Below are 12,578 nucleotides of genomic sequence, written 5' to 3'. Positions count from 1 at the left end.
ACTTACTGACATGCAAGCCGGGCACCCGATGTGCGCGGCACAGGGGATACCGGTATGAGCGGCGTACAGATGATCACAGTGGCAGAGGGCGATGGCGACCAGCGCATTGACCGTTGGCTGCGCCGTCTGTTTCCACATGTCAGCCAGGGCCGTATCGAGAAGATGTGCCGCAAGGGTGAGCTACGTGTCGAAGGTGGCCGGGTCAAGGCATCTACCCGGCTTGAGGTCGGCCAGGTAGTACGCGTTCCACCATTGCCGGATGCAGATCACAAACCGGCTGAGGTCAAGCGCCGTATCTCGGACGCGGACGCAAAGATGATCCAATCTTGCGTGATCTACCGCGATGATCATGTTCTGGCGCTGAACAAACCGCACGGTTTGCCGGTTCAAGGCGGCAGTGGTCAGACGCGGCATGTGGACAGCCTGTCTGAGGCTTTGCGGTTCGGATATGACGAAAACCCGCGTCTTGTGCATCGACTGGACAAAGACACGTCAGGCGTTCTTTTGTTGGCGCGCACGCGTGAGGCTGCCAAGGGTCTGACAGCCGCATTCCGCCACCGCGACACGCGCAAAATCTATTGGGCTTTGGTGGCCGGTGTCCCGACCCCCTATCTGGGAGAGATCAAGACCGGTCTGGTCAAAGCAGCTGGGCACGGCAAACAGGGGGAGGGCGAAAAAATGATCGCCGTGCACCTGAATGAAATCAACGACACGCCTGGCGCTAAACGAGCCCATACACTCTATGCCACACTTTATCGTGTTGCTGGTCGCGCTTCTTGGGTTGCGATCGAGCCGATCACTGGCCGGACGCATCAGCTGCGCGCGCATATGGCGGCTATCGGTCATCCGATCGTTGGTGACGGTAAGTATGGCGGGTCAGGGCAAGAGAACCTCGGCGATGGTTGGGGGGCTCAGTTGGGCGGGATCATCAGTAAAAAGTTGCATCTGCATGCCCGGCAGGCCTCGTTCCAGCACCCTGTGACGCGCAAGACAATCAAGATCAAGGCGCCTCTGCCCGATCATATGAAGCACAGTTGGGATACGTTCGGCTGGACCGAAGATCTTGCCGCAGAGGACCCTTTTGAGGAATTGCAATGAGCAAAGCTCTGCGTCTGGTGTTGTTTGATGTCGATGGCACGCTGGTCGACAGTCAGGGCAGTATCGTTGCGGCAATGACCGCCAGTTTTGATGCGCTCTCCTTGCAGGTTCCAGACCGCAAAACCGTTTTGTCCATTGTTGGTCTGTCTTTACCCGACGCGATGGCGAAACTGGTTCCCGACCAAAGCCAGAAAACGCAGCAACAGTTGGTCGAAGGGTATAAACAGGCTTACCACGCGCATCGTTTGGAACAGGGCGTGGCGAGTTCTCCGCTCTATCCGGGTGCGCGGGAAGCTATCGAGGCTTTGCACGCGATCCCCGAGGTATTACTGGGTGTCGCGACCGGGAAATCTCAGCGTGGTTTGAATGCGCTTATCGAAGGGCACGGGCTAGAAGGGTATTTCGTGACCCGGCAGGTGGCAGATCATCACCCGTCCAAGCCGCACCCGTCGATGATAGACACTGCCCGGGCTGAAACCGGGGTTGAGGCGGCCGATACCGTGATGATCGGTGACACACGCTTTGACATGGATATGGCGGCGGCTGCCGACGTTAGTGCGATTGGGGTAACCTGGGGCTATCATGATCGCCCGGCGCTGGACGGCGCGACGCATATTATCGAAACTTTCGACCAGCTGCCGGGTGCGCTGGAACAAATCTGGACCTGAAGATATGAGCGAGTGGAAGCCAAAGCGATTTTGGACCGAGAGTGCCGTGGTTGAGACGGATCGCGGGTTTACGATCAAGCTGGACGGGCGTCCGGTCAAGACACCGGCCAAGGCGGGTCTGGTCGTTCCCACGCGCGAAATGGCACAAGAAATCGCTGCAGAGTGGGACGCACAGGAAAAAGAGATCGACCCGTCCGTGATGCCGTTCACGCGGTCGGCGAATGCCGCAATCGACAAGGTTCAAAGCCAGCACGCTGAAGTTGCAGATATGCTGGCCGACTATGGCGATTCGGATCTGTTATGTTACCGGGCCACGCACCCGCAGGAGTTGCAGCACCGTCAGGCCACCCAATGGGACCCGGCACTGGATTGGGCGGCAGAGACACTTTCCGCGCGATTGGTGCCCGTTGCGGGTGTTCTACACCAGCCACAAGACGGTTCTGCCTTGGCGGTCCTGCGCCAACGAGTCCATGATTTCAACAACTTCCAGCTTGCAGCTTTTCACGATCTGGTCAGCCTGTCCGGCTCACTGATCCTTGGCTTTGCGGCCACAGAAGGGTGGCGCGACGCAGAACGGATATGGGAAATCTCAAGGCTGGATGAGCTTTGGCAGATTGAACAATGGGGCCACGATGACGAAGCGCACGAGGCCGCTTTGGTCAAACAGGCGGCTTTTTTACACGCCAAACGGTTCTTTGATATCTCGGATTGAGCCCTGTTGCCGGAAATTGCACCGCTTGTGCAAACATCTGTCGATTGAACCATCGTTTTCGCTGATCCGACCCTTGACGTTTGTTTATGATTGCGACCAAACTCATGCCCACTAAAGGGGAGACACCTTTGGGGTAACCTTTCTGGTGCCAGAGGTGCCGGACAGAACCGTCCCTGGACCGGGGCGGAAAATCAGGAAGAGGTAAAAATGAAAAAATCCGTAATCTTGGGCGCGGCTACAGTTGCCGGTCTGGCCGCAGGTGCTGCCATGGCGGGCACAGTGGACGACGTCAAAGCCCGCGGTAAGCTGAACTGCGGTGTGACCACCGGTCTGGTTGGCTTTGCCGCACCCGACGCGAATGGCGAATGGCAAGGCTTTGACGTCTCGCTTTGCCGCGCAGTCGCTGCCGCCGTTCTGGGTGACGCAAGCGCTGTTGAATTTGTTCCGACGACCGGTAAAACACGCTTTACCGCGCTGGCTTCGGGCGAGATCGACATGCTGGCCCGTAACACCACCTGGACCTTCAGCCGCGACGTCGACCTGAAGTTCGAATTCGTGGGCGTGAACTACTATGACGGTCAGGGCTTCATGGTTCCCAAGGCACTGGGCGTAAGCTCGGCCAAAGAACTGGACGGCGCAACCGTTTGCATCCAGACCGGCACCACCACCGAGCTGAACCTGGCGGACTTCTTCCGCTCGAACAACATCAGCTACGAACCGGTTCCGATCGAAACCAACGCTGAAGCGCAGCAGCAGTATCTGGCTGGCGCATGCGACGTCTACACCACGGACGCATCGGGCCTGGCCGCAACTCGCGCCACGTTCGAAGATCCGTCGGCGCACGTTCTGCTGCCCGAAATCATCTCGAAAGAGCCTCTGGGCCCGCTGGTCCGTCACGGCGACCACGAGTGGGGCGACGTTGTCCGCTGGACTCTGAACGCGCTGGTCTCGGCTGAAGAGCTGGGCGTAACCTCGGCCAACATCGACGAGATGGCAGCCGGCACCAACAACCCCGAAGTGAACCGCCTGCTGGGTACCGAAGGTACGCTGGGTGAGATGCTGGGTCTGGATGCTGACTGGGCGATGAAAGCGATCAAAGCCGGTGGCAACTACGGCGAAGTCTTTGCCAAGAACATCGGTGAAGAAACTCCGATCGGCCTTGCGCGCGGCTTGAACGCACAGTGGACCGAAGGCGGCCTGCTGTACTCGCCGCCGTTCCGCTAATATCCATTGAAAAGGGCGTGGGGTAACCTGCGCCCTTTTTCCCAAACAGAATGCTACGGACTGCTCGGGAGCGGGGAAAACCCCGCCGGGAAGGAAGCGTCCGAGAAGCACGGGGATCCCATAATATGTCGACTATGACTGACCCACCGAAAGCTGACTTTCGGTTGTCTATGCTCATAAACGATACCCGCTATCGTTCACTTACTTTTCAGGTGATTGCGGCAATCGTTATTGCGCTTTGTATTTGGTATCTGGGCAACAACCTGATCCAGAACCTTCGGGCCGCAGGGCTCAACATCTCTTACACATTCCTTGGCGACTCTGCCGGGTATGACATCAACCAACGACTGATCGAATATGACAGTCAGTCCTCACACGGACGTGCGGCTGTAGTCGGTATTCTGAATACCCTGCTGGTCGCATTTTTGGCGTGTGTCACAGCCACAGTGTTCGGTGTCATTGCGGGCGTGCTGCGTCTGTCGAACAACTGGCTCGTGTCCAAGCTGATGGCCGTCTACGTCGAGATCTTTCGGAATATCCCGGTCTTGATTTGGATTATCATCATCTTCACGATCATGACCGCCGTTTTGCCGGGGCCGAGGGCATTCCGAGGTGAGAATCCAACATCGAGCATGTTGTTCGATCTCTTCGCCTTTACCAACCGCGGTGTCTATATCCCGCGCCCGGAATTCGCGAACGGATTGTTTGGTGCGACGGTTTTGAACTGGCTGTTGGTTCTTGTTGTTCTGGTCGGATCCTGGTTCGCCTCTCGCGAGATTGAGAAGCGGGCAGCTCTTAAGCAGGAACAAACCGGGGAGCGTCCCAATACTTTGGCTGTCAAGCTGGCCGTTTGGCTTGTCCCGTTTGCACTGTTGATGGTTCTGATGGGATTGACCTGGGATGTCCCCGCGCTGAAGGGCTTCAACTTTAGCGGAGGGATCAAGGTTGGCGGCCCGCTGATCGCGCTGTGGTTCGCCCTTTCGATCTACACCGGTGCCTTTATCGCGGAAAACGTGCGAGCAGGTATTCAGGCGATTTCAAAAGGTCAGACCGAGGCTGCGGCCGCGTTGGGTCTGCGCTCTGGTCGGATAATGAACCTTGTGATCCTGCCGCAAGCTCTGCGTGTGATTATCCCGCCGTTGATCTCGCAATACCTGAACATCACGAAAAACTCGTCTCTGGCGATTGCGGTTGGCTACGCGGATATCACCGCCACGCTGGGTGGTATTACGCTGAACCAGACGGGTCGTGCGATTGAATGCGTGTTGCTGCTGATGCTGTTCTATCTGACCGCCTCGCTGCTGATCTCGATGGCGATGAACATCTACAACGCATCCGTCAAGTTGAAGGAGCGCTGAAGCATGGCTGATCAAACAACAAACCCGATCGCCTTTGTGGCCGAAGGAACCATCCCTCCGTCTCCTCCACCGGCAAACCAGACTGGCATTGTCAAATGGTTGCGTGAGAACCTGTTCTCAGGGGTCGCGAACACAATCCTGACAGTTCTGTCGATCCTGCTGATCTATGTGCTGCTCAAAAACACGCTGCCGTGGATTTTGAATGGCGTATGGAATGCGGACTCGCTGGCACAATGTCGCGAGATTCTGGATGGCAGAACCGGCGCTTGTTTCGCGGTTCTTACCGAACGCTGGCATCAATTGATCTATGGGTTCAAATACCCGGCCGAAGCATACTGGCGCCCGAACCTGGCGTTTGTATTGATGCTGGTCGCGGTGGCCCCTGTGCTGTTCTTTGACCTGCCTCGCAAATTGCTGCTGTTTACGGCCTTGTACCCGTTCATCGCCTTCTGGCTGATCTGGGGCGGGACGATTATGGTGCCAATCGTCGCCCTTCTGGGCTTTGTAGCGGGTGGCGCAGTATTCCAAAAGTTTGGCCGCAACAGCTTTGCAGCCGGGTTCTTTGGAGCCATCGTCGTCGCGCTGGTCGTCTGGAATGTCGGCGGGGCGTTAATTCCCGAAGATGCCAACGAAGGGGCGCTGCTGACGGCCGTACCCAGCCGTGACCTTGGTGGTTTCATGCTGAACATGATGTTGGGTCTGACCTGTGTGTCGCTGTCGCTGCCGCTGGGCATCGCGTTGGCCTTGGGTCGTCAGTCCGACATGCCGCTGATCAAGTGGGTTTGCGTCATCTTCATCGAATTCATCCGCGGTGTGCCTTTGATCACGCTGCTGTTCGTGGCTTCGGTGATGCTGTCGTACTTCTTCCCACCTGAAAGCACAGTCGACCTGTTCCTGCGCGTTGTGATCATGATCACCATGTTCTCGGCCGCCTATATCGCCGAGGTGATCCGGGGTGGTTTGGCCGCGCTTCCACGCGGACAGTACGAGGCTGCCGACAGTCTTGGCTTGGATTACCCGCAGGCGATGCGTCTGATCATCCTGCCGCAGGCTCTGAAGATCTCGATCCCTGGTATCGTGAACGTGGCCGTTGGCCTGTTCAAAGATACCACGCTGGTTTCGGTCATTTCGATGTTCGATCTGGTGGGTATGATCCGGGGCCCCATCCTGGCGTCAACCGAATGGAACGGCGTCTATTGGGAGCTTCTGGGCTTTGCCGCGCTTTTGTTCTTCGTCGTCTGTTACGGCATCTCTCAATATTCTCAGTGGCTCGAGCGTCGCCTTGCCACCGATCATCGTTAAGGAGTTCAACACATGTCTGAACTTGCAATAGAACGCGAAATCGACCGCTCCAAGATGCAGGTGAGCGACGAGGTCGCCATCGAAATCAACGGTATGAACAAGTGGTACGGGTCTTTCCACGTGCTGCGCGACATCAATCTGACCGTCAATCGGGGCGAACGGATTGTTATCGCAGGGCCATCGGGGTCGGGCAAATCCACTCTGATCCGCTGCCTGAACGCGCTGGAAGAACACCAGCAGGGCAAGATCGTGGTGGACGGGACTGAGCTGTCGAATGACCTCAAGAACATCGACAAGATCCGGTCCGAGGTCGGCATGGTGTTCCAGCACTTCAACCTGTTCCCGCATCTGACCATTCTGGAGAATTGCACACTGGCCCCGATCTGGGTGCGTAAAACGCCCAAGAAAGAGGCCGAAGAACGTGCGATGCACTTTCTTGAAAAGGTGAAGATCCCCGATCAGGCGCTGAAATATCCCGGTCAGCTTTCAGGTGGTCAGCAGCAGCGTGTGGCGATTGCCCGTTCGCTCTGCATGATGCCGCGGATCATGCTGTTCGACGAACCAACATCGGCGTTGGACCCCGAGATGATCAAAGAGGTGCTCGACACCATGATCGAGCTGGCCGAGGAAGGCATGACCATGCTGTGCGTTACGCACGAGATGGGCTTTGCCCGTCAGGTCGCCAACCGCGTGATATTCATGGATGCCGGGCAGATCGTGGAACAGAATGAACCGGAAGAGTTCTTCAACAACCCGAAGAGCGAACGGACCAAGTTGTTCCTGAGCCAAATTCTGGGTCACTGACCCGCGTTGAACAATCAGGAAAGGCGGGGCTTTGGCCTCGCCTTTTTCTATGCCATCAACTCGCGGGGGATGGTGAAGTCCAGAACCTCTCCGATATGCCATTGAACGTCCGACCACTGGGCAATCGGCATGCGGATCACCGTGGTCGCGCAAGTGGGATAGTCGTAGAACCGTGCATGGTTTGGGGTGTCGCGCACGATTTGGCTGGCAAAAGCGGCGATGCCTGGGTTGTGACCCAGCAACAGCACAACTGGTTCAGTCGCCCCTGACAATTCGATTAGCATGTCTTCGGGCGTTGCATGGTAAAGGGTGCGGTGAAAACAAATCTTCTCGGCCTGCATGCCCATCTGATCCCAGGTCTCCCGTGTCCGCGCAGAGGTTGAGCTGAGCACTTCATCTGGAATCCAGCCGTTCTGGCGCAACCAACCCGCTATTGCCTGCGCCGACTTTCGCCCGCGTTTGTTCAGGGGGCGGTCATGGTCTTCAAGGTTTGGGTCGTCCCAACTGGACTTGGCGTGGCGGGTCAGGATTAAGGTCAGGCTCATGATGGGTGGAAGGCCTTCATGTGATGTGCAGATTGTTCAGGGTCGCGACCCGCTCCGCTGCTGATCGGGCAGGATAGGCGCGCAAGGCAGCCGCCGGTCATACAGGTCTGCCCCTGATCGGTGGACAAGTGGTCATGGCAAGTTGCGACGTCATAGAAGCTATGCGCGTTGAGCGCCTGGACCGGACAAGCCGTGGTGCAGGGGGCCGGGCAGTTTGTGCAAGGTGACTCGGCTGTGTTTGAGGGGATGTCAAATTCATCACTGAAATGCAGGGCACCCCGGTACGAGATTAGCATCCCCATGGTGTCATGCACCAAAGCGCCAACCGGGCTGCTGAATGTCCGACCAGATTTTAACGCCCAATCTATGAAAGGTGCGTAGGGCGGGCCGCCAAATGGGAAATGCGGAGTTGCCCCGAGATCCTGTGCCATCTGGCCAATGACGCGGGTGGACCATCTGTCTACCGGGTCTGGTCCACCCCATTCCGGTGATGCTTTCAGCACCTCCCAGAACGCGCCAGCCGCCCCTAATAGAACGAGAGTTCCGCTTTCCAGTTGCTTGGCGTCAGTAACGCGCGGGTGCAGCGCGCCCATGACGATCAGACCGGTGTCTTCGGCTGCCCGCACAACGTTGGAATATTCGAGGCTGGGCATATCCGCGGAGGCCTTTGAATGTTCCACTGCGCCCTCCCTGATGGTCACTTAGTCCGGCCGGATCAGCGATCCTGCGCCATGTTCTGTGAAAAGCTCAAGCAGTACAGCGTTGGGTGCTCGCCCGTCCAGAATAACCACCGCGCGAACACCGCTGTGCAGCGCATCAAGCGCGGTTTCGGTTTTTGGGATCATGCCACCCGCGATGGTGCCTTCCAGCGTCATTTCCCGGATCTGACCTGCCTTAAGCTCGGTCACGACCTCACCTGCTGCGTTTTTGACGCCCGAGACATCGGTCAGCAAAAGCAGACGATCCGCCTTCAACGCGGATGCAATCGCGCCAGCGGCAGTGTCGCCGTTCACGTTGAATGTTTCACCCTCACGACCCGCACCCAGCGGGGCAATCACGGGGATCATATCATGTGAAAACAAGTCATGCAGAACCTTTGGGTTCATCTGCGAGGGTGAGCCGACAAATCCAAGTGACGGGTCGGTCTGATCGCAGATCATCAGGTTCGCGTCCTTTCCTGAAAGACCAACCGCTGAACCGCCCTGACCGTTTATCGCCTGTACAATCCGCTTGTTCACAAGGCCGGACAGCACCATTTCAACGACTTCAACGGTGGCTTTGTCCGTGACACGCTTGCCGCCCACAAACTCGGACTGGATATCCAGCTTGTCGAGCATCGCGTTGATCATCGGGCCACCGCCATGCACGATGACCGGGTTCACGCCAACCTGGCGCATGAGCACCACGTCACGGGCAAAGCTCTCCATAGCCTCATCACTGCCCATGGCGTGACCACCCAGCTTGATGACCACAATTGCCCCGTCATAACGTTGCAGGTAAGGCAAGGCGCTGTTCAAGGTTGCAGCGGTAGCGATCCAGTCCCGGTTCATATCTCGTGTCTTCATGGCTAAGTCCCTCTGACGTCCCGTGTTAGGGCCTTTGCACGGTGCTGCCAAGAGCTTAGCTATTCCAGATGCGCAATGATCGAGCGGAGCGTTGGGATACCGTCGCCTTTTTCGGACGAGGTCAGAACGATTTCCGGAAAAGCAGCCGGGTGTTTGGACAAGGCACCACGCACCTGTTCAAGAACCTGGGCACGTTCCTTGGCTTTGACCTTGTCCGATTTGGTCAGCACGCACTGGAATGTAACGGCGCTGGTATCCAGCAACTTCATGATTTCGGTATCCACCGGCTTTACGCCATGGCGTGCGTCGATCAGGACAAAGGCCCGGCGAAGGGTTTGTCGGCCGCTGAGGTACTGCTTGAGAAGGCGTTGCCATTTTTCCACGACCTTGACCGGTGCGTTCGCATAGCCATAGCCGGGCAGGTCAACCAGATAAAGCTCAGGGCCTTGGGTGAAAAAGTTGATTTCCTGTGTGCGGCCGGGCGTGTTTGACGCGCGCGCAAGTCCTTTTGTTCCGGTCAGGGCGTTTATCAGGCTCGATTTTCCGACATTGGAACGCCCCGCAAAACAGACCTCCAGCCGGTCTGGTGCTGGCAGGCCGTTCATGGCGACGACGCCTTTAACAAACTCGGATGGTCCCGCGAACAGCTTGCGGCCGCGTTCCATCGCAAATTCATCCGGGTCTTCGGCCAATGGAAAGGGCAGGGTGGTCATAAGACATGCACCTTGTCGCCAATTTCGATAGTGCCGCCGCGCAGCACTTCGGCGTAGACACCGAAATCCTGATGGCCCCATGTATCCAGCGCACCCAGCGTATCGGCATCGCGCGCACCGGTTTCTGGGTTTGCCGTCGTTGCAAGGCACCGCGTGATGCGTTCGCGGACAACGAACACCGCTTCACCGATCTGAACCTCGCGATCCAGCCATTCAAACTCTTCCCACAACGGCAGGCCATCGAACCAGATGTTGCCCCGCCAACGTTTGATCGACAGCTGCGTCCCCAATTTCTGCTCAACCGCTCGATGCGACGCCATGTTGAAGAGACTGACGGATGGATAATCGCTGTCGGTCATGCCGCGCCCCGGCACACGGACGATGCGGGCCGAGGCTGCGCGGTCAGCGGGCATCAGAGGTTTGACCCAATCCAGGAACGCTTGCTGCTCGGTATCTGGCTGAAAGCGGATGTCCTTGAGATCTGGATGCCGGAGCGTGACCATGTCCCCGTCCGTTTCCGCGGAAATTGCCATCAGACCAGGCGCTTTGGACCCTCGGCTGAAATTCTGGCAGGGCGCCCATTCTGATCCATCCGCTTTAGACGCCTCATGCGCAACCGCCCAAACGCGATCCCCGGGCATGGTCTGCCCGGGGGTCATTGTTACGCTCTGCACAGCTTCGCGGCCATGGCTTTTGATAGGGTGCCGCCAGAGGCTGGTCACTTTACCTGTCATTTGTCATCCGTCTTTGGCGTACGCTTGAACCCGGATTTGATGTTGCCAAATACGTCCGGCTTGTAGCCCTGGCTGCGCATGATCAGGTATTGCTGCGTAAAGGTGATCGTGTTGTTTGCAATCCAGTAGACGACTAGACCACTGGCAAAGCTGCCCAGCATGAACATGAACACCCAGGGCATCCAAGCAAAGATCATCGCTTGTGTTGGGTCGGTTGGAGCCGGGTTCAGTTTCTGCTGCAGCCACATCGAAATACCCAGCAACAGCGGCAAGATACCAATAAAGATCAGCGCCAAGAACGTTTCCGGCTGCGGCCCTGCAAAAGGCAGCAGGCCGAACAGGTTCATGATCGAGGTCGGGTCAGGTGCGCTCAGGTCCTGGAAAGGGCCGAACCAAGGGGCCTGACGCAGTTCGATCGTGACAAAGATCACCTTGTAGAGTGAGAAGAAGATCGGGATTTGCATCAAGATCGGAAGGCAGCCCGCGGCGGGGTTCACCTTTTCTTTCTTGTACAATTCCATCATGCCTTGCTGCATCTTCTGGCGATCGTCGCCCGCGGCTTCTTTCAAAGCCTCCATCTGCGGTTGCAGTTCCTTCATCTTGGCCATCGAGACGTAGGATTTGAAAGCCAACGGGAACAGGATCGCCTTGATGATCAACGTCAGGCCGATGATGGACCAGCCCATGTTGCCGATCAGGGCGTTGATGTTGTGCAGCAACCAGAAAATCGGCTTGGTCAGGAAATAGAACCAACCCCAGTCAATGCTGTCGATGAACTTCTGAACGCCTTCTCCCTGGTATTCGCGGATGGTTTCCCATTCCTTGGCCCCAGCGAACAGACGTGTCGTGACTTCTTCGGTGGTGCCCGGCGCAACGCTGAGCGTCGGCAGAACCGTTTCGGTCTGGTAAATCTTGCGCCGCGCGTCGTATTTCGCGGCGGCTTTAAAGGCGGACCCTTCCTCGGGGATCAGGGTGGTCATCCAATAGTGATCGGTGAACCCGACCCAGCCACCTTCTTTAACCTGGAACACTTCGGCCTGCGCGCGTTCGTTCGGGTCGATGTCAAAATCACGAACGTCGCCATAATCAATCTCGTCCAGAACGCCGTCGGCCATAACCATCACGCCTTCATGCAGGATGAAGAAGTTCTTCAGGTCAGGCAGATCGCCATCTTCACCGATGCCGTGACGGGCAAGAATCCCGTATGGGGCCATTCCGACTTCGGACTGCGTGTTGTTTTCAACAGATTGGGTGACGTCGAACATGTAGTTCTCATCAACCGTAATCGTCCGGCGAAATGTCAGGCCGTTTTCATTGTCCCAGACCAGTGTGATGGGTGTGTCCACACCCAGTGTCTCACCATCTTCCAGCGTCCACAGAGTATTCGGACCGGGCACGTCTTCACCCGCTACGCCCGCGCCGGGGGCCCAACCGTACAAGGCGTAATAGGCAGATTCCGAGCCGACCGGTGAAAGCAATTCGACAATAGGCGCGCCTTCTTCGATTGAGACCTTGTAGTCCTTCAGGAACAGCTCATCGATCCGGCCGCCGGACAAGGACAGGCTGCCCTTCAGGCGGGGGGTGTCGATTTCAACCCGCGGAGCTTCGGCGTCAGGAAGTGTTTCTTCGGCCGCAGACGTCGCTTCACCGGCCGCGCCTGTGCTGGTTGCACTGGGCGTTTGAACCTCGTTGGCTCCGGTTGCGCTGATTTCGGCCTGATCGGTGACTGCAGTTTGTTCGGGCGGTGGGAACAGCACGAACCAAACCAGGATCACGAGAAAGCTGAGCGCGGTTGCGAGGATGAGGTTCTTATTCTGATCGTCCATCTGGGACAGCCACCTTAAGCAGTGAAACA

The 12,578-nt window shown here is 57.3% G+C and carries 13 protein-coding genes; 7 read left to right on the top strand and 6 right to left on the bottom strand.

What is annotated here, in order from left to right; translation table 11 throughout:
* The first annotated feature begins 54 nt into the window (after positions 1-54).
* The 7 genes from ACR0DG_RS17760 to ACR0DG_RS17730 all read left to right on the top strand — a co-directional run bounded on the left by ACR0DG_RS17760 (position 55) and on the right by ACR0DG_RS17730 (position 7,166).
* Positions 55-1,098, top strand: a complete 1,044-nt coding sequence (locus ACR0DG_RS17760) for an RluA family pseudouridine synthase (protein ID WP_480699710.1) — start codon at positions 55-57, stop codon at positions 1,096-1,098.
* Positions 1,095-1,766, top strand: a complete 672-nt coding sequence (locus ACR0DG_RS17755; protein WP_480699708.1) for an HAD-IA family hydrolase — start codon at positions 1,095-1,097, stop codon at positions 1,764-1,766. The genes ACR0DG_RS17760 and ACR0DG_RS17755 overlap by 4 nt, the downstream gene beginning before the upstream one ends.
* Before the next feature lie 4 nt (positions 1,767-1,770).
* A complete protein-coding gene (locus ACR0DG_RS17750) occupies positions 1,771-2,478 on the top strand; it encodes an ATP12 family chaperone protein (protein WP_480699706.1) in 708 nt (235 codons plus the stop codon).
* Between the two features lie 207 nt (positions 2,479-2,685).
* Complete coding sequence (locus ACR0DG_RS17745) at positions 2,686-3,702, top strand: amino acid ABC transporter substrate-binding protein (protein WP_480699704.1); 1,017 nt, start codon at positions 2,686-2,688, stop codon at positions 3,700-3,702.
* Positions 3,703-3,827: 125 nt separating this feature from the next.
* Entirely contained in the window at positions 3,828-5,060 is a 1,233-nt protein-coding gene (locus ACR0DG_RS17740) for an amino acid ABC transporter permease (RefSeq protein WP_480699702.1), read from the top strand.
* Positions 5,061-5,063: 3 nt separating this feature from the next.
* Positions 5,064-6,362: an amino acid ABC transporter permease gene (locus ACR0DG_RS17735; protein ID WP_480699700.1), complete on the top strand. Its 1,299-nt coding sequence runs from the start codon at positions 5,064-5,066 to the stop codon at positions 6,360-6,362.
* A gap of 12 nt (positions 6,363-6,374) precedes the next feature.
* Positions 6,375-7,166 carry an amino acid ABC transporter ATP-binding protein gene (locus ACR0DG_RS17730; RefSeq protein WP_480699698.1) on the top strand — a complete coding sequence of 264 codons (792 nt, stop codon included), beginning with the start codon at positions 6,375-6,377 and terminating at the stop codon, positions 7,164-7,166.
* Positions 7,167-7,213: 47 nt separating this feature from the next.
* On the opposite strand, the gene ACR0DG_RS17725 is transcribed toward ACR0DG_RS17730, so the two are convergent.
* From ACR0DG_RS17725 to yidC, 6 genes are read right to left on the bottom strand one after another with little or no spacing between them, the layout of a single operon-like run.
* A complete protein-coding gene (locus ACR0DG_RS17725; protein WP_480699696.1) occupies positions 7,214-7,711 on the bottom strand; it encodes a SixA phosphatase family protein in 498 nt (165 codons plus the stop codon).
* The gene (locus ACR0DG_RS17720; RefSeq protein ID WP_480699742.1) at positions 7,708-8,364 is read right to left on the bottom strand and encodes a ferredoxin; all 657 of its coding nucleotides are present in this window, start codon (positions 8,362-8,364) and stop codon (positions 7,708-7,710) included. The genes ACR0DG_RS17725 and ACR0DG_RS17720 overlap by 4 nt, the downstream gene beginning before the upstream one ends.
* A 48-nt stretch (positions 8,365-8,412) precedes the next feature.
* Complete coding sequence (gene argB, locus ACR0DG_RS17715; RefSeq protein WP_480699694.1) at positions 8,413-9,276, bottom strand: acetylglutamate kinase; 864 nt, start codon at positions 9,274-9,276, stop codon at positions 8,413-8,415.
* A gap of 59 nt (positions 9,277-9,335) precedes the next feature.
* Positions 9,336-9,989, bottom strand: coding sequence for a ribosome biogenesis GTP-binding protein YihA/YsxC (yihA, locus tag ACR0DG_RS17710; RefSeq protein WP_480699692.1), 654 nt, complete (start codon positions 9,987-9,989; stop codon positions 9,336-9,338).
* Positions 9,986-10,723 (bottom strand): MOSC domain-containing protein, encoded by a 738-nt coding sequence (locus tag ACR0DG_RS17705; RefSeq protein ID WP_480699690.1) that lies wholly within the window; start codon positions 10,721-10,723, stop codon positions 9,986-9,988. The genes yihA and ACR0DG_RS17705 overlap by 4 nt, the downstream gene beginning before the upstream one ends.
* Entirely contained in the window at positions 10,720-12,549 is a 1,830-nt protein-coding gene (gene yidC, locus ACR0DG_RS17700; RefSeq protein ID WP_480699688.1) for a membrane protein insertase YidC, read from the bottom strand. Before yidC ends, ACR0DG_RS17705 begins: the two co-directional genes overlap by 4 nt.
* Positions 12,550-12,578: the final 29 nt, after the last annotated feature.

This window comes from Ruegeria sp. BG8, assembly GCF_056538325.1.
Note: the sequence above shows the minus strand (reverse complement) of the source record. Positions and strands in the feature narration are given on the sequence as shown.